Genomic DNA, 21,910 nt, shown 5'->3' with positions numbered 1-21,910 from the left:
GTTGGCAGACGTTCCGACCATGCACAGCGATTCAGACGAGTCGCTTCTTGCCGTTCCACACACCGGCCGCGCCGATGAGCAGCACCGCAAGCCCGCCGACCGCACCGCCGACGAACAGCCACTGACGATCCGTCGTTCCGCCCGTCAACGGCAACGCCGACACCGCCACATATGTATTGGTGAATTTGGCGACATTCGCAGACTGATTATCAACAGTCGTGCCGTTGTCGTCCTTGACTTGCTTGATGCTCACTGTTGGCGTGCCCATATCGGCAGGAACCTTCACGGTTACCGTGTATTCCGCCTGGGAATAGTGCAGGCCGACAATGGCGTTGGTGGGCTTGGTTTCCTTCACCGTGTAGGTGTAGGTGCCATCGGTCTTGTATACGATCTTGCCGAAGCTCGCCTCGTGATTTGCGGTATTCGTGCCGATCGCGACGGAAGCTGGATCAGGCAATGGAGCGTTCGGAGTTGAATCCGTGCCGGCAATGGTGAAGTTGAAGGAGTCACCATTCTTCCATTCACGACCGCTGATGCTCTTGGACACCTTGATCGAACCCTCAGCCAGAGTCGACTTCTTGTGAGTGTTGGTGACAGTGACCGTCCACTTCTTCACATTGTCAGCCGTATTCGCGTCGGGATTGGCTTTCCATAGCTCGTCGGCAGTGATTGCCACGTCTTGGCTCTCGTAAAAAGTTTCGTAGCCTTCAACAGCCTTTTCAATCACCTTATAAGTGTGACCGGGAGCTAGGTTTTCGAAGGATGCCTTCCACTCCGTATCAGCCGTTGCCGTAGCTTCGCGTCCCGAATCTTTTTCGTCGATCTGCAGTGTAAACGTCACCGATTCAGGATTGCCTTCTGCGATTTCCTTGCCATCGGCGCCGTACCACTTCTTCTGCACTGTGATAGCACCGGTCTTGACTTGATCGACAGGCTGTTCCGCATAAAGCGTATCACTGCAGTCGTGCGTTTTGCCGTCACCCGAGTAGGCCAAGCATGCGCTGTCGTTGGTGTAGAAACCAGGCTTACCTGCAGACGTGGCATTACCGGCAGCGTCGGAATCTGCACTACCAATCACGTTGTTATAGCCATCCTGATTGGTGTTCTTGTTCGCCGCATAATCGTCATACGCCTTCTGCGTAGGCTGAATGTCGAACTGCAGCGTGTAGGTCACGCCATCAGGAAGCGGATCCGTGCTCTTCTGCGATGCGGTAATCGTCTTACCATTCACCTGGATATTCCATTGCGCAGTTACGTCAGTGCCATAATTGGTAACCACTTTTGCGGTTTCTGCAGGATAGGCATCAGCAAATTCAGCATATTCCGACAGCGTATCCTGAATGGTCACGCCGGTATATCCGTTGGTGCTCGTAATGGTTTGCTGAATATTGTCAAAAACCTTCGACAGTCCTTCTGAGTCCGACGCAATCATGTAGTAGTTGCCACCGTCAACCCTTGTGCCAAGGTTCTTGTACGTCGTGGCATTCGGATAGTTGCTGGAAACAGCGTTCATATACGCATTGAATTTTTCAGAAGTATCCGAAGGATTAGCTTTTGAGAATACGCCGACGCTGTAGATGGTAGTTCCCGAATCCTTCAGCGTTTTCGCATTCGCCACTGCCGCATCAGCGACCTTATCGTCAAATCCATTGGAAGAGTTCGGTTCTCCATCGGTGAAGAACACCACTACTTTTTTAGCATTTGCACGAGCACTAGCCAGCACAGCACTAGCCTTTTCCAAACCGTAATTGGCCTGCGTAGCACCGCCTGCCTGTAACTTATCAACACTTGCACTCAGCGCGTTCATATCGTCAGTTAAATTATTGACAATCTGCGTATAGTTGTGCGTATACGTCCCGTGCCAAGTATGCTCTTGGTACGTATTGTTACCGACACTATCGCTCTTATTCGAAGCAAACTTAACCAGCGAGACTCTAATCTTGTTGCCATTATCGGCAATAGCTGCGTTCTTATTAGCGGTATTCGTCAAGAATTCCTTCGCAGCCTTCTTCAATGCAGCAAGTTTTGTTGTCTCGCCCATTGCGTCACTCATCGAACCAGACACGTCGAGCACTAGTGCAATGTCGACTGGCTGGGAGACGGTTTGCGAAGTGCCGGATCGCTTGCCCGTCACGTTGAGGTTCAACGTGTACGTATCGTTGGCACCATTCTTCTTGGCGATGGTCTTATGATGTTCCGGAGTTCGCAAAGGATCCGGATGGGCAGTCACCGTGAAGTGGCCCTGCACCGTATGATCAGCCGCAACAGTCATGTCAACGTAACGACGTTTATTTTCATCTGTCTGAATCGCAGAGCTGGGAACAACCTTGCCATTGTCAGTGCCTTCAAATGTCACGTCATACTTAGACCAGTCATCTGGATTACCTTCCAAGTAGAAGCGAACCGTCTTCTCTTCGCCTGCGCTAGCGAGAATCGGCAAAGTAGCGCTCTCTGCTGTATTCGACGAAATCGAAACCGATTCAAGACTTCCGGCCTCATCATTCGAAACACCAGCCTTAAACGTTGTGTCCGCATCGTCACTTGCCAAACCATTGACGGTGATCTTCGCAACAGCCTGCGAGAAAATAACGCCGAACGCTGCGCCCTGCCTAGAGACATAATTACTGTTCTTCATCTCAATAGAAACCTGAGTTGGAGTGGACGTTGTATACAGACGAATGCCTTGAGGCACGCCGTCCCCATCCTCACCCGTGCAAGTTATGGTTTTATTGTCATTCGAAGGTTGCGGATCACAGAAATGGTAATTGCTATCGCTTGTTGGATAAGATCCCAGTTGCGTAATCGTGGAACTGGAGGTGTACACCATTTGCTCTTTGTAATTAGTGCTTTCCGCATCCGCCATAACGAACGAATACTGCAGATTATCTACGTTCTGACCGTTTTTAGTAATGGTGATATCTGAAAGCCGTATCGTCGAATCGTTCTGACGTCCTTTTCCTTTCCCTTGATACAGCGCGGGCTTGCTTCCGATTGGGAAATCAGAATATCCCTCAACACCGAAGATTGCGTGATGTCCAGCTTCACCTGGGTATGTACGATTATCCCACGTTGGCACTCCACTGGCGACGACCGTACGTTTGCCGGAATAATGCGCGATAAATGACATGGTCAGGCCGCCGCCGAGATTCACGGTCATTTTTTGACCGGCGCTTGTTTTGGCGGTCGTTGAGTTGAACTCGGACATATCAAGCCAGCACACGCGCTGCAAAGCATTCGTTCCAGCGTAAATACAGTTGGAATCAGTAGCATCCGCCACTACGGAAGGGTTATTTTGCTCGGCGTTGACAGTTTGCGGATTGGACTGTGCGGTGGTATCAGTCTGCGAGTTCGCATCCGAAGATGCAGCATCTCCGACATTTGCCGCATTCGCCGTGTTCACGTCGGCATCCGCACCAGTGTTGGTATCGGATTCAGTGTCTGCGGTACCGGTGGCAGCATCGCCCGCATTATCTGCATCCGTACCGTCCGCAGCATTCTTGCCATCAGTCGACTCGTTAGCAGTAGTCGCGCTTTGATCCGTGGTGTTTTCCACAGTGGCCGGCATATCTTCCGCAAGAGCGGCGGAGGTGGTGGCGTAGCCCATGCCGCCGAGCATGGCGATCGTAACGATGACAGCCACGATTCGTTCGACAAAACTCCTCTCAGGCTTCGCCTGCCGTATTCGCGCATGTCCCATCCGCTATTCCCCCTTACGCACCGTGCGCATGTGCACGATTCACATCTTCATCACCGGTCACGCATCCAGCCGACGCGGATACACTTCCGGCGCTCCAATTTTGAACAGTAAAAGAAAAGGGGAATGGATACATACACCCTAAGCGCGGGAGATTCGGGGTATGAAATAGCCTCGAAACCAAGTGATAGCAACGTTTCCAGCTATCTGCGCCACCCGAAATTCATATAAGTCCGACGTCCGACGGGGCAACATTATTCACATGTCCGCAACCGTACGGATGTCGCCGCAGAATGCCACCGCAACGACTAGCCACGTTTCGGCCACCACGCCACATGTCTGCGAATATGCCACGGCCGTCTGCACAGCCAGGCAAGCAGCATCCCCGACACGAGCACGCTAGCCGACACCGCAATCGCAATCGTTCGCGCGTCCTTCGCCGCATTCCGCTCATCGGGAACCACTCCAGGAATCGGCGCACGCACCGCCGAAACCAGTAATCGGTGAGTATTCACACCATACGGCGTGCAGGTCATCAACGTCACCCGGTCCTCATCGGGCACGATCTTCAACTTCGAAGTGTCATTCGGTTCGATCACCGAAATGCGATCCACCTTATAACCGAGCGTACGCCCCATCACTTCGATGTAGAAATAGTCTCCGACACGCATCTCGTCCAAGCGCGTGAACATCATCGCCTCAACCAGCCCACGGTGGCCGGTGATCACCGCATGCGTGCTCCGCCCGCCTACTGGCAGGCTGCTCCCATACAGATGTCCGGATCCGGATGCGAGCGCCGACTGCGACGTGCCATGGTAGATCGGCAGACGTACGGAAATCTTCGGAATGCGGATGGTGCCCATCACGCCACTGTCCGAATCGAGCAGACTTTGATATTCCTTATCTTTGGCGCTGGCGCTATTTGATTCTGCGGCACCGGATTCACTGGACTGCGAGCCGCCCTGCACTTGGGAGAACGGGTCTTGAGCCTCGCCAAGAATCGGCTGCCCCGAAGCCGCAAGCCGCCTGTTATATGCTTTGGCCGCGGCAAACGCCTCATCGGCCTGGGGGTAAGGCCAGCCGGCAACCGCCTGCGCGGACCGGTCCGACGTATTCTGCAGCTCCTGCGCCGACTGATACTGCAGAAATGTAGGGAACCCGCCGATGCCTATCGCAAGAATGATCAGCAGCACCGCAACCACCCGCATGGCAATGACTTTCCTAAGATCCCTGCGCCACTGCCGCACCTCATCGGCAATGTCGACCGCTTCTTCGAAAGATGGCTTCCGGCCGCGCTCCTGCTGCTGCCGCATGTCCATCACTGGATGAACTTCCGCAGCACGCGTTCAAGCTCGTCGATGCGCAACGCCTGCTTGGCGATGAGCATGTCGCATTTGTTGATGGTCAGTTGCGCCTGAGCAAGCTTCGCCACCATATTCTGCGATTCGCCGGCTTCAGTTGGGTCATTCGTCTCCTCTTCGCGCGTGGCCCCTTGCAGTTCAGCGATCAATAAATCGTCTTCAACATCCTGCAGATAATGATTCATGGCCCCTTTCCCCTTTCGACGCTCATCACGTTCCTGCTGCTTCCAGCGCGCGATGCACCGCTCCACACGCTTGTAACCGATCAGTTTCGGATCAAGCCCCGCTTCACGGAAAATGGCTGACGGTGATTCGCCGGCGTTATAACGGCACATCACTTCCACCCGGAAACGGTCTGAATAGCGGATGTGCGACGCACTCACGCTTTTGACCGCCGACAGGCTGGACAGATACGCACGCTCCTTTGCGGTAAATTTGCCATCAATCATTTTTTCTGCCCCTTATACTGCTACTGCCTGAACAGCTTGGTTCAGAATCATATCGGAGCTTTCCCCATTGGTACCCTCGTTAAAACCCTCGAATAAAAAGGCCTATTCCCTCCAATAAAAAGGAGTTCCATCTTAAAAACAAAACAGTTCCGCCATTTTGCGCAGATAGAAAGGCCCATAGCCCCCCCCCCCATAAAATTTAAACAATCTTAACCTCACCCCCAGCACACCCTTTAGCACATCATGGGACTGCTACGCCTCTACACACCGTCACGCAGACTCACTAGGCTGGAAACATGACGCAAGAGCTTGTTTCATTGACTATCATCATGGCAGTGGCGGCCGTCAGCCCGATTGTGGCGCAGCTGATTCCGGGAAGGTTCATTCCACAAACCGTGCTGCTGCTCGTCGCCGGAGCCGCACTCGGCCCGTACGGACTGGGCATAATCGAAGTGAACGACGCCGTGAAACTCTTGAGCGAGCTCGGCATGGCGTTCCTATTCCTGCTCGCCGGCTATGAAATCGATCCGAAACGACTCGCCGGGCATCAAGGCAAAGTCGGCCTTGTCACATGGATCATCACCTTGGGGCTCGCCGGACTTGTCGTGACCCTTCTTCCATTCTTCGCAAAGCAGGGCATCGACGGCATCGCCACGGTAATCGCACTTACCACCACCGCTCTCGGCACGCTCATGCCGATTCTCAAGGAACGCAACCTCGAAGGCACCCCCATCGGCGACGCCATCATCTCATACGGAACGTGGGGCGAACTCGGCCCAATCCTTGCCATGGCTATCCTGCTATCCACCCGAACCGGCTGGCAGACCATGCTCGTGCTCGGAGCGTTCCTTACCATCTGCCTACTGTGCGCAATGCTACCCACGAAAGCACTGAAAACCGGCCATCGCCTGTACCATTTCCTTACGGAAAATGCGAACACGTCATCGCAAACGCTCATGCGACTGACCACATTCCTGCTTATCTTCCTTGTCACTATTTCTGCACTGTTCGAACTTGACGCGGTGCTCGGCGCGTTCGCCGCAGGCTTCATCCTGCGCTACATCATCCCCGACGGCAGCAAGTCGCTGGAAATGAAACTGGAAGGCGTCGGCTATGGATTCCTTATTCCTGTGTTTTTCGTGGTGTCAGGCGCCGCGATCAACGTGCGCGCCGTGGCAGGCCGGCCCGCGCTGCTCGTCGCGTTCATCGTAATGCTCATGCTGATTCGCGCGGTGCCCGTATATGTTGCGCTATCGCTCGACAAACGCGAGAATCCGTTGTCATCGCATCATCGCGTCACCGTAGCGCTGTATTGCACGACCGCGCTGCCGATCATCGTCGCCGTCACGTCACTGGCGGTGAAGGTCGGCACCATGCAAAGCGATACCGCGTCAACACTAGTCGCAGCCGGCGCGATTACAGTGTTCCTGATGCCGCTGCTTGGCTCGATCACATATCAGGTGGCCGACGTACATCCGGTCACCGCGGTTCGGGAGATTGCGCACACGCCATCCGATTGGCGGACGATCGTACGCGAACATGCGCAGGTGCGTGCGCTGCTGCACCATCAGGACCGGCTCAAGCGTTTGTCGGAAACGTTGGACGCACTGGAAGCGCATGGGCACGGCGACGAGCATCGGGCCGAACTTGTGGAACGCGCGCGACGTGAGATCGACCGGCAGTTGAAGGAACTCGGCCTCGACCCGCAGCTCACCACGCAACTGCCACACAACTACCGCTATCCGAAGAACTGAGACGCGAGCGAGCCTTTCCGGTACTCTGAGTGTCCGATTCTGGTGAATCGGACACTCGTCATTCCACGGACTTGAGCGAGCTGATGGGGTCGATGCGGTCGAGGACGGGGTTGACAAACAGTTGCACAAGCAGCGCGAACATCATGGTCACCACGACTGCGATCACGTAGCTCAGCGGCTTGACCTCCACCTCGAAATAGAGCGACGGCATGTTGAGCGCCATGGTCAGCAGCCCGCCAACGAACCGGCCGAGCGGCAATCCCAGCACCACGCCCATGACGGTGAGGATCATCATCTCGCGATTCACGTAATGGTGCACTTCACGGTCGAAAAAGCCGAGCACCTTGAGTGTAGCCATCTCGCGCACGCGTTCCGACACATTCGTATTGGCGAGAGTGAACAGCACCACAAGCGCCAAACCTCCGGCGAGCGCCACAATCAGCGCCACGACCGCGCCCATAAGATCGAACTTGAAACTGTCGGCCATGTGCGCGCTGCTTACGGCTTTCACCACCGAGCTGTCCTTTTCGAGCGATTGAGCATAGTCGGTTTGCGATTGGTCAGAGCCGGAAAGTTTGGCATACATGGCATTCCAGGTCAGCGATTTCGTACTTTGCACGTCCGATTCTGCAGAAACGGGCACGTTGGATACGAAGGATTTGCCGAACAGCTTGGCATAGTAGGTTTCGCTGATGTACACGTCCGATCCGATAAGATTGCGATTCACCGCGCTCACTTTCGCAGTGACCTGCACGCCGTCGCCGTTGGTCAATCGCACTTTGCTTCCGGTGGCGATGCCAAGCGAGCTTGCCGCCGACTGCGCCACTATCACGCCATCGTCGTCCAGCTTCAGCGAGCCTTTCCCGCCGATACTGGACGTGCCCAATATTCCGGAATGCACCGGCTGCAACGTGACCATTTCGCCCAGGTCGGACAATCGCTTTTCCGGCACTGCAACCAGCTGAATACTTTCACTGCCGACACTGCCACTGCTGTCGCCGCTGCCAGAATCGCTCTTCCCAACAGCCATATCACCCGATTCGATACGCACGTTCATCGTGGACGTGGTACGACCGTCCGACGCGACTTTGGCGCGCATTTCGTCCGCGTCCGAATCGCCAGAAACCACCATAAGATCGTATTGGTAAACGTCACGATATTGCTTGATACCAAGGTCGGCCACGGTGTCATTGATGGCTAGGCCGCAGACGATGAGCGCAGTGCAGCCGGCCACCCCGCCGACCGTCATGATAAGGCGCGACTTGAAGCGGAAAATGTTGCGCGCGGTCACTTTGCTGAGGAACCCCATACGATTCCAGACCGGCTTGATTCGTTCCAGCAGAATGCGTGAGCCGGCACGCGGCGCTTTCGGCCGCATCAGCGCGGCGGGCGTCATGCGCATCTCCTGCACGCACGCGTAAATGGTGGCGGCGAGCACACCGACCACGAACAGTGCGATGCCCAGCGAACCGTACAGCCAGTCGTATTCCAGTCGCACGCCAGGCATCACATACATGCCCTCCAAAACAACCAGAAGGAACGCCGGAATTCCAAGGAATCCGACAAGTAGGCCAAGCCCCCCGCCGATGAGACACGCCAGCAGCGCGAACAGCAGATAGCGCGACGCCACCGCAAGACGCCCATAGCCAAGCCCCACGTAAGTGCCGATGAGCGAGCGGTCCTCTTCGACCATGCGCGCCATGGAAGTCAGGCTCATCATCACAGCGACCACCAGAAACACGATCGGGAACGCGTTGCCGAGCGATTGGATGGAATCAAGGTCGGATTTGAGCGCGCTGAATCCACCGAGCGACTGCCGATCCTGCACATACCAGCGCACTTGCGGAATACTGGTTTTAAGCTCGTTTTCTTTGGTTTTCAGCGTTTGTTCGGTTTGCGCTTTCTGCTCGTCCAATTGCGATTGCGCCTGGTCGAGCCGCTGCTTGGCATGCGCAAGTTCGGGGGTTGCGGCGATGATGGTTTCACGCATTGTTTCACGCGTGGTTTCGTTGAGCTGGGTGGGATCCATTGCGCCGGTTGCACCGGCTTGCATACTCATGATTTGGTCGACCTGCTGGTCGAATTGCCGACGATTCTCGTCGATTTGCGATTGCGCTTCCGCGAACTTCTTGTCGGCTTCCGCACACGTGTCGGCGATCTGCCTGTTGCCCGCGTCGAGCAGTTCTTGCCAGCGGACCTTCTGCCGGTCGGTTTTCACGGCGTCGTCGATGCGGTCGGTCACCTGTTTGACGGTGTTTTCATACGATTCGTCGAACGTGTTTTCATTGGCCGAACCTTTGACGAGCAGCGTGGCGGACGTGTAGAGGGTACCGGTCACGCCGTCGGACGGAGCGAAGAACGTGTAGTCGGTGGCAGCGGTGGAACGAAACGAGGTCATGGCGGAATATCCGTCCGGATTGCTTAGATTCTGCGGATCGAGCACCACGCCCACGATGGTGAGCTTGGTCGGGAAGCTTGGTGCCTTATCTTCAGCACCCTGAGTGTCCGATTCTGATGAATCAGACACTGAAGTAGCGGAAGAAGAGGATTCGGGGGCTACGGTGAGGTGGCTGCCAATCTTTTTGCCGGAATCGCGGATAAATTTACGGGTTACTGCGATTTCGCCGGCTTTCTTCGGCAATCGCCCTTCCTGCACGTACGGCCGGTCAATACCGTTCGCACCGATTTCCTGCATGGTCGCCGATTTGCGGCCGCCCAAATCGAACGTCACTTCCTGTGACCGCTCTGCCTGCACCTTCGCTACACCGCGCACCTTGCGTAACGCGGCAATATCGCCATCCGTCAATCCTGCGGTGGACAGCACCTGGATGTCGTGCAGACCTTGCGCGTCGAAAAAGCGGTCGGTGCCGCGGAACGCGTCGCGGCAGCCTGCGTAAATGCCGGTAAGCACAGCCACGCCAAGCAATGTAATCATGGCGATTGAGATGAACCGTTTCCACGAATGCGCCCACATCCGCAGCATGTCCTTGACGAACGCCATTTCGGCCTCCATATTCAACCCACGTACGATTTGCGCGCAACCGGCCCCATAGTCGGCTCACGCAGTCCCGTTTCCATTGAACACCATAAAACTGAGGATATGAGGTACTTGCGATTCCAAATCGCCAGAAAATACAATCGAGGCCCCTAAACCCATCCTAAGCGTCCGATTCGGCAGAAACGGACACTCGGGAGGTGGGTTTTCGTGGAGCGCTGGGAACGGTCACAACACCTGCCTCCACCGAAAATAGACAACCTAGAGCGAACATTCCAGAGCCTTGCCCACCGCATCCCGCTACAATCGAGAACGTTCCCTCACAAAGGGCGAAACGCAAGCAATCGCAAACGAAACACAAATCGTGAGCGTGAGGCGAACATGCGACAGCGCAACGCGCGTAAAGCAAGCATGCAAGTACAGCAGGGGCATCGCAATCGCAGGCTCGAGCAAACGCACGCAAGCTCAAACAACGCGAACAACGCTAGACGCACAGCACACAAGAGAAGAGGAAGCATTCATGAGCGACGCAACCGTTGCAAAGAAACCGCGCGAAACCGACGATGTGCCGGTTCCGCCGACGCTGCGCAAGTCTTTGAAGAATCGTCATATTCAATTGATCGCGTTGGGCGGCGCGATCGGCACCGGCCTGTTCTATGGTTCCAGCGAGTCGATTCAGCTGGCGGGCCCGGCCATTCTGCTCGCCTATCTGATCGGCGGTCTGGCGATTTTCCTGATTGTGCGCGCACTGTCCGAAATGGCGGTCGAGGATCCGAAGGCGGGCGCGTTCAGCTATTACGCCACGCAGTACTGGTCGAAGCGCGCCGGCTTTATTTCCGGCTGGAATTACTGGTTCAACTACGTGCTCGTGGCCATGGTGGAGTTGGCCGTGGTTGGCTCGTTCGTGAATTACTGGTTCCCGAACATTCCGAAGTGGGTGTCGGCAGCGGTGTTCCTCGTGGCGATCGCGGCGCTGAATCTTATGGGCGTGAACAAGTTCGGCGAATTTGAATTCTGGTTCGCCATCATCAAGATCGTGGCCGTGCTTGCCATGATTTTCGGCGGTTTGTATGTGATCATCGCGAATGTGCCGACTGCTTCGGGCATTCGCGCGTCGTTCGCCAACTGGTTCACCGTTGACGGCGGATTCCTGCCGCATGGCCTGATGTCTCGCAATGCGGACGGCACGTGGACCGGCCTGCTGATGGCGCTGGTCGTGGTGATGTTCAGCTTCGGCGGCACCGAGCTCATCGGCATCACTGCGGGCGAGACCGAAAATCCGCGCACCACCATTCCGAAGGCCACGAACGGCATTATCTGGCGTATTCTCGTGTTCTACATCTGCGCGCTCGGCGTGATCATGGCCGTGGTCCCGTGGAGCACGATCGACGGCAATTCCAGCCCGTTCGTGCAGATTTTCGATTCGGTGGGCGTGCATGCGGCCGCCGGCATTCTGAATTTCGTGTGCTTGACCGCCGTAATGAGCGTGTACAACTCCGGCCTGTACGCGAACTCGCGCATGCTGTATTCGTTGGCGAAGCAAGGCAATGCTCCCGCGTATCTGGGCCGCCTGAACAAGCGCGGCGTTCCGGTCGGGGGCGTGATCACGTCGGCCATCATTATTGCGATCGCCGTGGTTGTGGTGTTCGTGTGGCCTGATTTCGCGTTCAATTATTTGATGTCGATCGCCACGATTGCCGCTGCGATTAATTGGATCATGATTATGATTACGGAAATTAAGTTCCGTCGTGTTGTCGCCGCCGGCGATGGTCCGAACGATTTGAAGGGATTGAAGGGCCAGGAAGCGCTTGACAAGCTCGCTTTCAAGCTGCCGTTCGCCAAGGTGACGCCGTATGTGGTGATTGCGTTCATGCTGCTGGTCGTGGTGCTGATGTGCTTCTCCGCAAGCTATCGCATCGCAGTGGTCGCCGGTGTGATTTGGCTGGTCGTGCTGTTCGCTGCCTATCAGATCACACAGAAGCGCGCCTGAAGTCGTAAGGCAACAATGCGCCCGTGCCTCAAGTGAGGGGTACGGGCGCTTTTTGTTTCAGATTTCAGATTTTGATTTCCAATCCGTAATTCCCACTTTTTCGTTGCGTATTCCACGATCCCCACGTTTCAAATTCCAAATTTCGCTCCCCTATCGCAGTTGACTCGCCAAACTTAATCGCTTAAGCTTTTCTTAAGCTTAACGCTATACGATGTTGGGCGGGTAACGGCAAGCGGGATTACTGCAGCAAGGAGGCGGCAATGAGCGTGGAATCATGCAAGGGCGGCGAAATCAACAGCCAGCAGGCCGAAGCCATCACCACGATCGCCGCAACCAACGAATACAAAGGCAAATCGCGCATCACCACACTGCTCGAACTGCCGTGGGGCCGCAAGTGGAATTATTTCCGCGACCAGCTGCTCGCACGCACCGCAACCACCGTCGTCATCGTGTGCGTCGTCATCTACATCGCGATACAGGTCCTCACGCCGGCAGCAACGCCGAAACTGTATGCGGCGGTATTCGACGACGCCGTCAGCCAGCAGGAGGCCGCAACCCTGCAATCGCAGGTCGCCAGCAAACTCGGCCTTCCGGAGGGGCGCAAGGGCGGCGCGCTCATCGACACCTACTTTTCCAGCGACGAAAACGGCATCAGCAAGCTGCAAACCATGATCGCCAACCATGAAATCGACGTAATCGTAGCCACCCCGAAAACCTACAAGGAACTGTCCGGATACGGCTACTTGACGAACCTCAATTCGTCGCTGACCGAATCGCAGCGCATGACGCTTTCCAGCGATTTCGTAACATTTAAGGGATTCAAAGATTCCGACGATCCCGATTACAATGGTAGCGGCAAAGGCAAGACGGAACCGTTCGGTGTTTCCATGACGAATTTCAAACGCTGGAGCACGCTGAAATCCGCAAAATCCGATGCGATCATCGGCATTGTGCAGGAATCGCAGAATCGCGGTATCGCACAGCAGTTCATTGACTATCTGAACGAATGATCATAAGGAATCGCCGAATTTATTTTGGCGATTTTCAGCAGTTATTTCATTAGCCCATTTCGGCGGATCATCTACGTGAATCGCAACAACGCACCACCAATTGAAAACGGTACCGTTTTCGGTTCTGGCGGGGAGCACTCGCCCCACTCCTCAAGCTTTTGACTTTTAACTGAATTCAGTATATATTAAGCGCTTAAGTATTGCACAACGGCGTGACGTCAACGCAGTCGCTCCGCCGAACTACGAACATGCGTTAAAGTGAGGAACCATGGCGAACATCTTCAGTCAAGACAATCCCTTCAACGATCTGATGAGCACCATCGGCGACATGGCCATGATCAGCGTCGCCTGGACAGTCTTCTCCATCCCCGTCGTAACGATTGGCGCGTCCACATCCGCCGCCTGCGAAATCGCACGCGAACTGCAGGAAGGCTCATCCAAGGGCATTTTCCGCAGTTTCTGGACCGCGTTCAAGCGCCGCTTCCCCGCTAATCTCGCCCTGACCGCCATTCTTGCGCTGTTCTGGGGACTCGCGCTGTTCGACTTGTGGTACCTGTCAAAGCAGTCCGGCAACACCGTCGCAATCCTGTATGGCGTAACCCTTGCGATAATCGCCGTGATCGGCTCGCTGTTCGCCTTCATCCTGCCCTTGTCGGGGCGCAGCAAACTCAGTGTGGGCGAGCAAATCAAGCAATCCATCAAGCTCGCGTTGATGCGTCCGCATATCGCATTTGCCGTGCTTTTGTTGAATATCTGGCCTATTATCGTGGTATCGATCGCACCGCAGCAAACGTTGATGCTCATCCCCCTATTATGGATTCTCGTCGCGGCCGGAGCGAGCTTCTATCTGCAAATGATGCTCGTACGCAAAACGTTCGCCCTCGAATAAAAATTGCGATTGCCGTAGCAAATGCGCAATCGCAATTTTTAACTCATCATCGCATCTTATTCCCCTGCCGGAGCAGGACCGGTCGAAGTGCGGGCACGCAATTCGTACGGCTCTTCCATCAGATGCCCCACACGCTCGCCGCCGATCAGCTTGAGCAGCAATTCGGCGGCCTGCTTACCGGTATCGACCACATCACGGCCCATGGCGGTCAGATTCGGATAGGCCGCGGTGCACATGAAGGAATCATCCCACGACATGATGGAGATTTCCTCCGGCACTTTGATGCCCTGCGAAGCGGCCACACCAAGGCCGGCCAACGCCATCACATCATTGTCGTAGATAATCGCCGTCGGGTGCTCGGAGAACGCCAGCAGACGTTTCGTGGCCTCGCTACCGGTTTCCGGCGTGTAGTCGGTGTGCAGACAGCGGTAACGCATGCCCAGCTCGGAAGCGACGTCCGCAAAGGCGGAATCACGAATATACGAGTGAGCAAGCGATTCGGGACCGCCGACGCGGGCGATCTGACGATGCCCGAGATCATACAAGTATTGCACCGCCTGGCGCACGGCATCGGCGTCAGCGCTTGACAGACTCGGCAGATTGCCGGCCACGGAGGCGTCGGCAATAGCAAGTACCGGCATCTCCTCATGCTCCTCAAGCAAGGCAACGCAAGGGTCTCCAAGCTCGACATTGACGAGCAGCATGGCGTCGACGTTGCCGGTGGCGATCCAATCATCGATGATCGAAAGCTTCGCGTCCTCACCCACGGCCATGCGTATCAGCAAGGAATAATCGTATTTTTCCAGCTCGGCACCGAGACCGGAAATAAGTTCCATCATGTAGGATTCGACGGAAAGCAGCTTCGGGTCGTAGCTCAACACCAGGCCCACGCGCTGCGTCTTCGCCTTGGCCAGCGCCTGTGCCGCGCCATTCGGTTTCCATCCCAGTTCGCGTGCGACCTTCAACACCTTGTCTCGGGTCACATCGGAAACACCAGACTTGCCGTTGAGCGCATACGAAACGGCGCTGCTGGAGACTCCCGAAGCCTTGGCAACGTCAAAAATCGTCACCTTGCTTTTTTGAATAGGCATGTCCGCGTCCTTCTTCTTAACTTAAATCGTAACTTAAACGGTTCATCTACATCATACAGTAAAAGCGCCGACCAACCTCTTGGAAAGTCAGTGTTCACAACACTTTCCTCTCCTAAGGTTGGCGGCGCTTCAACTTATGTTTTTACTCAACCGAACACGTCAACTGAAATTTCAGTAGTCCTCTCCCTCTACTCTTCTACCGCTCCAGTAGACGGCGTATTCGCGGAATCTCACCATTCCCGCTTCAGATCGTTGGCGGAACGCAGCACGTTGGAGGCTGCGAACGCACCTGGATCGGCAAGCGCTGCGGCATCGGCGGTGGCGATGTGCAGCACGACGCCCTCGCCCGGAAGCAGCGATACCATGCCCTCGGCCACCGAAGCCTTCGCGTCGACCTTGTCTGCCATGCAGAACAGGTCACGCACGTAACTCTTGGCTGTGACGGTAAGTTCCACGCCATCTTCCACGGCAACGGCCGCGGTGCTGAACGCTTCGGTCGGCGCTGCGAGCTTCTGGTCGATGATTTCGGCCGGGTTGAAGATCACGCGGGCGAAGGCGTTGTCGGACGGGGTCGCTACGACCAGCTCGTTGCCGGCATCCCCGTAGGAGACGATTTCTTCGGCGAGCGGCAGGCCAACGTGGGAGACTGCATCGAGCTCAACGTCAAAGCTTTGGGCGGCGAGCACTTCGCCGTTCAGAGTCACGCGCTCGACCTTCCACGAGCCCTTCCACGCCTCACGGGTATCGTTGAGCACGATGAGTTCGAAGTGGTCGTTTGCGGTCTTCACGCCTTCCCAGCTGTGGGTTTCGCGATATTCGTCGGACACGCGCGGCTGGATGGTGGCCAGGCGCGGCGCGAAGAAGTCGCGGGAGGCGTACCACACCGGCTTGCGGTGGCCATCGAAGTCGACGGCCGCCCAAGAAACGACCGGCCAATCGTCGTTGAGCTGCCAGATCAGTGCACCCGCGTTGACCGGCTCAAGGGAGCGCATATGCTCCACGCCGAAGCGCATGGCTTGCGCCTGCTGCAGCTGGCATGCCCAATGCCAATCCTCGATATCGGCCCAATTGTCGGTCGGAATCAGCCAGCTGTGCTCACCGTTTGACGGCTTGCCATTGACCACGCCGCCGAAGCTCACGTCGTCAAGATGGCCGGGGGTAATATGCGAGCGCATGCCACGAGCCAGTTTATAGTTGCCGCCCATGGCCTTCTGGTGCACCAGCATCTGCTTGCCGAACGGTTCGAGGACTTCGTCATGCACTGCGTTGGTGAGGGTGCTCCATGCCGGCGGCGCCTGGTAGCCGAATTCGTCGGCGAAGCGCGGGATGTACTGCGCGTACACGGTGTAGTCCGCACGGTTCCAAGCATCCCAGATGTGCATGGTGCCGTCGGTGTCGAGGTTGGCGCCTGTGAATTTGGTGAAGCTCATCGGAGAGCTTGGCAGATAGACGGAACGTGTCGGATCGAGCTCGGCGAGCAGAGCCGGGAACAGTTCGGAATAGTAGTAGTCGCCCCACGGCTTCTCTCCGTAGCCGAACTCATTGGCCTTGCGGTCGTCATCACGCAGGGCCTGCTTGTAGCCGCCCCATTCCGCATAGGCCACATAGTTTTCGTTGGAACCGTTCCACACGATCAGGCTGGCATGCTCAGAAAGGCGGGTGATGTGCTCGCGGGCTTCGGCTTCGACTTCGGCCTTGGTTTCGGCGTCTTCCGGGTAGGCCGCGCAGGCCAGCATGAAGTCCTGCCACACCATGATGCCGTATTTATCGCACAAATCGTAGAATTCGTCGGCTTCGTAGATGCCGCCGCCCCATGCACGCACCATGTTGGAGTTGGATTCCACCAGGTCGCGGATGCCGCGCTCGTAATCGCGGTTGGAAACGCGTGAGATGAACGCATCATCCGGAATCCAGTTATAGCCGTGCGCATGAACAGGCACATTGTTGACGTAAATCTGGAATGGACGGCCGATTTCATCGGCGCGGGTGTCGATATGCACGGTACGGAAACCGACATGGCCATTCCAGGCGGCGGCTTCCGCGGTAGCGGCCTCACCTGCGGTGACGGCAACGTCGTATAGCGGCTGATCGCCGTAGCCAACCGGCCACCACAACTTCGCTTCCGGCATTGCGATCGTAATCACCGCGATATCGCGGCCTTCCCCAACAATGCCGTCGGCGGCCAAAGTAGTGCCGAAACCGGAAATCTCCGCATGCACCGGTACCGCCTGACGCGCAGGACGGGAATCATATGGGGACATGATGCGGCCCTTGCCGGCACGTTCGATCTCGACATGCACGTTCAACAGACCGGTACCGTCAGCAGCGACGTCCACAAGCGGACGCACGGAAACCAAACGCACGTCGGACCAGGAATCGATACCGATCTCACGCCAGATGCCGGCGTTTGCCACATCGATGCCCCAATCCCAGCCGAAGGAGTAGCTCGGCTTGCGGATCTGGTTGAACGCGTGATGTTCAGTATGCGGGTAGTAGCCGCGGGCCTGCTCCATGCGGTCGGATTCACGCACCGGAGAGGTGAAGGTGACGGTCAGTTCGTTGGTGCCCTCGTGCAGAAGTTCGCGCACGTCCCAACGGTAGGAGCGGTGGAAGTTCTTGGTGGAGGCCACCGGGCGCCCATTCAGCACAATGTCGGCGATGGTATCGAGGCCATAGGCCACCAGATCATGACGGTCGGCACCGTTGTCGTGCCAATCGAAACGGCAGGTGAAACGCCAGTCGACGTCTCCGATCCACTGCTGTTCATTCTCGTTGTCGCCGTCAAACGGATCGGCGATCAGTCCTGCGTTCAGCAGGTCCAGGGTCGCCTCTCCCGGCACGGTTGCCGGAATGCCGGCGGTAAGCGTTTCACGTAGAGATTCTGGAGCGGCTTGCGGATTAACGGCCGTCAGCGTCCAGCCTTCGCTCAGCGAAGTGAATGTGCTGGGAATGTGAGACATGGGAAGTTCCTTTGTACGAAGGAGAAGGGTCGCGCCGCGATAGCTGTCTCGACGCGGTCCTTGATTATGGAAAGGGTTCAGTTCTTTCGGGTTTATTCTTTGACGGAGCCGGCTGCGATACCGCTGTAGATCTGCTTCTGGAAGATCAGGAACAGGATCAGCATCGGCAACAGCGTGATGATCACGCCCGCGCAGATCAGGTTATACTTGCTGCCCATTGGACCGGTGAAGGAGTACAGCGCGATGGCGATGGTCTTCAGATTCGCGTCCTGCAGGTACAGGTTGGCGGCATAGTACTCGTTGTACACGCCGACGCCTTTCAGGATGGCGCAGGTCACGATGGCGGGCTTCAGCAGCGGCAGCAGGATCTTGTAGTAGATGGTGAAGTAGGAGGCGCCGTCCATGATCGCGGCTTCGTCCAAGGAAATCGAGATGTTCTCGAAGAACTGGATGAACACGTAGATGGAGATGACATCGGTACCGCACATCATCAGGATGTAGCCCCACATGGTGTTGACGGCATGGAAGTTGACCATCATCTTGTACAGTGCGACCTGCATGGCGATGCCTGGGAGCAAAGCCGCAAGAGTGAACATGCCTCGGATGAAGCCGTTGCCGGGGAAGCGGAAACGGCTCAGTACGTAGGCAAGCATGGTGCCGATGATCGTGGTGACAAACAGGACAACAACAACCACGATGATGGAGTTGCGGAATGCGACCGCCATATTCGATGTGACGAAGGCCTGCACGTAGTTGTCGAAGTTGAACCAGTTCTTCGGCATGTCCATGACGGACGTGCCGTGGTATTCCTTGTCTGTCTTGGCTGCGGTCACGAAGCAGCTGACCAACGGCAGCAGCATCATGAACGCCACGAATATCAGCGAAAAATACTTGAGAAATACGGCCAGTCCGATTTTGAACTTGTACCAGAAACCCGCGGTCTTGGCTGCGGAACGTTCCTTCGCGAGCGCAACTGCATCAGTCATCATGCCACCGCCTTTTCTTTGTTGCTCGGCCCGTTTTTGAAGACCGAAGCGTTCTTTTTGGCTATGCGGGCGCGCTGGCGCTCGATCTTCGCGGCCTTCTTCCGGGCCTTTTCCACGCCGTCATCGGCATCCCTGAACACGTACTTGAAGAACAACTGCTGCAGCAGCGCGCAAATCAGGATGATGATCAGCAGAACGATCGCCATGGCGGACGCCAAGCCGACCTTTTGGCTGGTGTGGGCGAGACGGTCCATACGCACGAAGTAGGTGGCGGTACCGTTTGCGCCGGAGGTGATGACGTACGGGCCTTCGAAGGCGGACAGCGAACCGGTGATGGACAGGATGACGTTCAGCACCAGGATGGTCTTGATGCCTGGCAGAATGATGTGTTTGAATTGCTGCCATCTATTCGCGCCGTCGATTTCGGCCGCCTCGTACAGCGTCGAATCGATCGACATCATGGCGCCGATGAACAGAATCACGTTCTGACCAAGGTACCGCCAGACAGAGGCACCCACCAAGGACCAGTTGTTTACGCTTTGATCCTTCAACCAGTAAGGCAGGTTGTCGAGTTGGAAGCCACACCATTGAAGCACGGTATCGAATACGTAACCGCGAGTGTAGAAGAACTTGAAGATGAAACCAACCGCGATGCCGTTGATCAGATACGGAAAGAAGTAGATGGCCTTGAATGCGCTGCTGCCACGGACCTTGAACGCCAGCATGCTGGACAGGTACAGTGCCAGTGCCACCTGGAGCAGCGCGCCGACCATGTAGTAAAGGCTCAGCTTCAGGGAAGAAAGTGTATCAGGACGAGTGAAGACGTCGATGTAGTTCTTGAGGCCGACGAACTCGCGCGGGCCGATGTACTTCATCTTGTAGAACGAGTAGCCGATCATGGATCCGAACGGCCAGTAGGTGAAGATTACGAGTAATGCGACCGGGATTGCGGAAAAGGCGACGATAACGCCCATCTTGCGCCAATCTCGGGGCGACTTGTTGAATGGAACTTCAACCTTCTCGGTCGGCTCCACTGCTGTTGCAGTCATGATATCCCCCTCTTTGGGTGGCTTCTCTGCCTTGTGATGTTGTGAGTTACTGAAAAAGTTGTTGAAAGACGGGGACTTCGGCCTGATTATGCCGAGAGCAGGCCGAAGTCCTCAGTGTTAGATACCGGGAACCGTCACGCTTTCACGCTTGATCACGTTTAGCGGACGATCGGTTCACTTAATATCGACGCCTTCGGAATCAAGGGCGTCGTTCCACTTCTGGTTCCATTCCTGAACGAGATCGTCGTAGGACTGGTCCTTGTTGGCAGCGTGCTCGACGATGCCCTGGACGCGGGCGTCGCCGCCGCTGTTGATGTTGAGTTCGGAATCAGAGTTGAGGTCGTTGAACAGATCCTCCTCGCCGTCAGGCGCTGGATTGTCTGGGATGAGCTTGACGTTCTTGAAGTCGCTGTAGAGGTCGGGGAGCCTGTCGTCGTCGGCCACAATCGAGATGCCGCCCTCGTTGTATGCGAAATTGGACTTCTCGGTCATCCACTTGACGAAGATCATAGCCGCTTCCTGATCGGTAGTGGAAGAGTTCTTGTTGATGCCGTAAGCATAGTCCGGAGCGGAAGTGGCATACTGCTTGCCCTTGACGGAAATCGGGAACGGCATGTAGCCGACGTCCTCGCCGTTGTCGCCAGCGGCCTGGATCTGGGAGACGGCCCAGGAGCCGAGCACCATGGTGGCGATTTCTCCGGCGTTCAGCTTGTTCTTGGAGGATTCCCAATCAGTGGTGGAGTAATCATCCTCGGTCAGGCCATCAGCCACGGCGTCATACAGAATCTTGTAGACGTTGTACGAATGGGTGCCATCGCCCGGATCCTTGAACGGATTCTTGGAATGGGTGAAGACGTTGTTCATGTAATCGGGATCACCGGTCGCAGTGCCGCCAATATAGGCGTCCCAAGCCCCCATGGTCCAACCGGCCGCGTAGTTGGTGTATAACGGGATGGCCTGAGTCTTGTTCTTGACTGCTTTCAGGTCGGATATGAACTCGTCCGGAGTGGTCGGCAGGCTGTCGATGCCAGCATCCTTGAAGACCTTCTTGTTGTAGACGATGCCGGAGGCGTTGCCCACCGAAGCCACACCATAGACCTTTTTCTGGTAGGACTGATTGACGGCGTACTTGACTTCCTTGTCCATGTCCCCCAAGGAACCGTAGGAGATGAAGTAGTTCTGCAGTTCGGCTCTGTCGACCGCCGGAATCATCATGATGTCGCCCCAGTCGCCACCCTGCAGGCGGGTCATCGCGCTGTTGGCGTAATCGCTGTTGGCCTCGACGGTGACCTTGATGTTCGGATACATCTTGTTGAATTCGGCAATGTACTGATCCCAAGTGGTTCCCGGATAGTCTTTCTTGAGCATATCGGTACGATGGCTGAACAGCTTCAGATTGGCCTTGATGTCCTTGCCGGTCTCGCCAAGCTTGATGTCCTTGTACTGCATATCGGTGACCTTGGAGGAGTCGCCGCTGCCACCGCAAGCCGCCATGCTCACCGCGCAAACGGCTGCGATGCCGGCCGCGACGATTTTCTTGAGATTCATCTTCTGATCCTTCCTTATGAATCACTGTTCATCACTTTGGGAGATTCGGCACCGATTCTCCGTTGGTGATGCCTTTCACCTCAGGCCTCTCTGCCTGCCCTTGATGAGTTAGTGATTATTACTATAACTGAACC

General features: G+C 56.1%; 13 protein-coding genes. 4 read left to right on the top strand and 9 right to left on the bottom strand.

Annotated features, from left to right (window positions below; all coding sequences use genetic code 11):
• Positions 1-31: 31 nt before the first annotated feature.
• From BBKW_RS00510 to BBKW_RS00500, 3 genes are all read right to left on the bottom strand, one after another.
• Positions 32-3,640 (bottom strand): DUF7604 domain-containing protein, encoded by a 3,609-nt coding sequence (locus tag BBKW_RS00510; protein WP_033500633.1) that lies wholly within the window; start codon positions 3,638-3,640, stop codon positions 32-34.
• 362 nt (positions 3,641-4,002) lie between these two features.
• On the bottom strand, positions 4,003-5,013 hold the full coding sequence (locus BBKW_RS00505; RefSeq protein WP_231858541.1) for a class C sortase: 1,011 nt from the start codon (positions 5,011-5,013) through the stop codon (positions 4,003-4,005).
• Positions 5,013-5,504, bottom strand: a complete 492-nt coding sequence (locus BBKW_RS00500; protein ID WP_033500631.1) for an HTH domain-containing protein — start codon at positions 5,502-5,504, stop codon at positions 5,013-5,015. The genes BBKW_RS00505 and BBKW_RS00500 overlap by 1 nt, the downstream gene beginning before the upstream one ends.
• Positions 5,505-5,800: 296 nt before the next feature.
• Between BBKW_RS00500 and BBKW_RS00495 the strand changes: the two genes are divergently transcribed.
• Positions 5,801-7,258 (top strand): cation:proton antiporter, encoded by a 1,458-nt coding sequence (locus BBKW_RS00495; protein WP_033500630.1) that lies wholly within the window; start codon positions 5,801-5,803, stop codon positions 7,256-7,258.
• 58 nt (positions 7,259-7,316) lie between these two features.
• On the opposite strand, the gene BBKW_RS00490 is transcribed toward BBKW_RS00495, so the two are convergent.
• Positions 7,317-10,259, bottom strand: coding sequence for an FtsX-like permease family protein (locus BBKW_RS00490; RefSeq protein WP_033500629.1), 2,943 nt, complete (start codon positions 10,257-10,259; stop codon positions 7,317-7,319).
• Between the two features lie 514 nt (positions 10,260-10,773).
• Between BBKW_RS00490 and BBKW_RS00485 the strand changes: the two genes are divergently transcribed.
• The 3 genes from BBKW_RS00485 (at position 10,774) to BBKW_RS00475 (ending at position 14,142) form a co-directional block, all read left to right on the top strand.
• The gene (locus tag BBKW_RS00485; RefSeq protein WP_004222996.1) at positions 10,774-12,243 is read left to right on the top strand and encodes an amino acid permease; all 1,470 of its coding nucleotides are present in this window, start codon (positions 10,774-10,776) and stop codon (positions 12,241-12,243) included.
• Positions 12,244-12,503: 260 nt separating this feature from the next.
• A complete protein-coding gene (locus BBKW_RS00480; RefSeq protein WP_033500628.1) occupies positions 12,504-13,253 on the top strand; it encodes a hypothetical protein in 750 nt (249 codons plus the stop codon).
• Positions 13,254-13,521: 268 nt separating this feature from the next.
• Positions 13,522-14,142 (top strand): YesL family protein, encoded by a 621-nt coding sequence (locus BBKW_RS00475; protein WP_033500627.1) that lies wholly within the window; start codon positions 13,522-13,524, stop codon positions 14,140-14,142.
• Positions 14,143-14,198: 56 nt separating this feature from the next.
• Here BBKW_RS00475 and BBKW_RS00470 read toward each other — a convergent pair whose 3' ends face one another.
• The 5 genes from BBKW_RS00470 to BBKW_RS00450 form a co-directional block, all read right to left on the bottom strand.
• Positions 14,199-15,233 (bottom strand): LacI family DNA-binding transcriptional regulator, encoded by a 1,035-nt coding sequence (locus tag BBKW_RS00470; protein ID WP_033500626.1) that lies wholly within the window; start codon positions 15,231-15,233, stop codon positions 14,199-14,201.
• A 230-nt stretch (positions 15,234-15,463) separates the two neighbouring features.
• A complete protein-coding gene (locus BBKW_RS00465; protein ID WP_033500625.1) occupies positions 15,464-18,193 on the bottom strand; it encodes a glycoside hydrolase family 2 protein in 2,730 nt (909 codons plus the stop codon).
• Between the two features lie 92 nt (positions 18,194-18,285).
• Positions 18,286-19,182 carry a carbohydrate ABC transporter permease gene (locus BBKW_RS00460; protein ID WP_081962243.1) on the bottom strand — a complete coding sequence of 299 codons (897 nt, stop codon included), beginning with the start codon at positions 19,180-19,182 and terminating at the stop codon, positions 18,286-18,288.
• On the bottom strand, positions 19,179-20,228 hold the full coding sequence (locus BBKW_RS00455; protein WP_048349483.1) for a carbohydrate ABC transporter permease: 1,050 nt from the start codon (positions 20,226-20,228) through the stop codon (positions 19,179-19,181). The genes BBKW_RS00460 and BBKW_RS00455 overlap by 4 nt, the downstream gene beginning before the upstream one ends.
• A gap of 174 nt (positions 20,229-20,402) precedes the next feature.
• The gene (locus BBKW_RS00450; protein WP_033500624.1) at positions 20,403-21,776 is read right to left on the bottom strand and encodes an ABC transporter substrate-binding protein; all 1,374 of its coding nucleotides are present in this window, start codon (positions 21,774-21,776) and stop codon (positions 20,403-20,405) included.
• Positions 21,777-21,910 lie beyond the last annotated feature (134 nt).

This window comes from Bifidobacterium catenulatum subsp. kashiwanohense JCM 15439 = DSM 21854 (genome assembly GCF_001042615.1).
GTDB classification, from domain to species: domain Bacteria; phylum Actinomycetota; class Actinomycetes; order Actinomycetales; family Bifidobacteriaceae; genus Bifidobacterium; species Bifidobacterium catenulatum.
This window is presented reverse-complemented; position numbering and strand designations above follow the sequence as displayed.

What these genes read in the sequence shown, in the direction of transcription:
- BBKW_RS00450 (WP_033500624.1), bottom strand. Translation starts at nt 21,776, where the DNA reads ATGAATCTCAAGAAAATCGTCGCGGCCGGCATCGCAGCCGTTTGCGCG.
- BBKW_RS00480 (WP_033500628.1), top strand. Translation starts at nt 12,504, where the DNA reads ATGAGCGTGGAATCATGCAAGGGCGGCGAAATCAACAGCCAGCAGGCC.
- BBKW_RS00460 (WP_081962243.1), bottom strand. Translation starts at nt 19,182, where the DNA reads ATGATGACTGATGCAGTTGCGCTCGCGAAGGAACGTTCCGCAGCCAAG.
- BBKW_RS00485 (WP_004222996.1), top strand. Translation starts at nt 10,774, where the DNA reads ATGAGCGACGCAACCGTTGCAAAGAAACCGCGCGAAACCGACGATGTG.
- BBKW_RS00495 (WP_033500630.1), top strand. Translation starts at nt 5,801, where the DNA reads ATGACGCAAGAGCTTGTTTCATTGACTATCATCATGGCAGTGGCGGCC.
- BBKW_RS00455 (WP_048349483.1), bottom strand. Translation starts at nt 20,228, where the DNA reads ATGACTGCAACAGCAGTGGAGCCGACCGAGAAGGTTGAAGTTCCATTC.
- BBKW_RS00505 (WP_231858541.1), bottom strand. Translation starts at nt 5,013, where the DNA reads ATGGACATGCGGCAGCAGCAGGAGCGCGGCCGGAAGCCATCTTTCGAA.
- BBKW_RS00475 (WP_033500627.1), top strand. Translation starts at nt 13,522, where the DNA reads ATGGCGAACATCTTCAGTCAAGACAATCCCTTCAACGATCTGATGAGC.
- BBKW_RS00500 (WP_033500631.1), bottom strand. Translation starts at nt 5,504, where the DNA reads ATGATTGATGGCAAATTTACCGCAAAGGAGCGTGCGTATCTGTCCAGC.
- BBKW_RS00490 (WP_033500629.1), bottom strand. Translation starts at nt 10,259, where the DNA reads ATGGCGTTCGTCAAGGACATGCTGCGGATGTGGGCGCATTCGTGGAAA.
- BBKW_RS00470 (WP_033500626.1), bottom strand. Translation starts at nt 15,233, where the DNA reads ATGCCTATTCAAAAAAGCAAGGTGACGATTTTTGACGTTGCCAAGGCT.
- BBKW_RS00465 (WP_033500625.1), bottom strand. Translation starts at nt 18,193, where the DNA reads ATGTCTCACATTCCCAGCACATTCACTTCGCTGAGCGAAGGCTGGACG.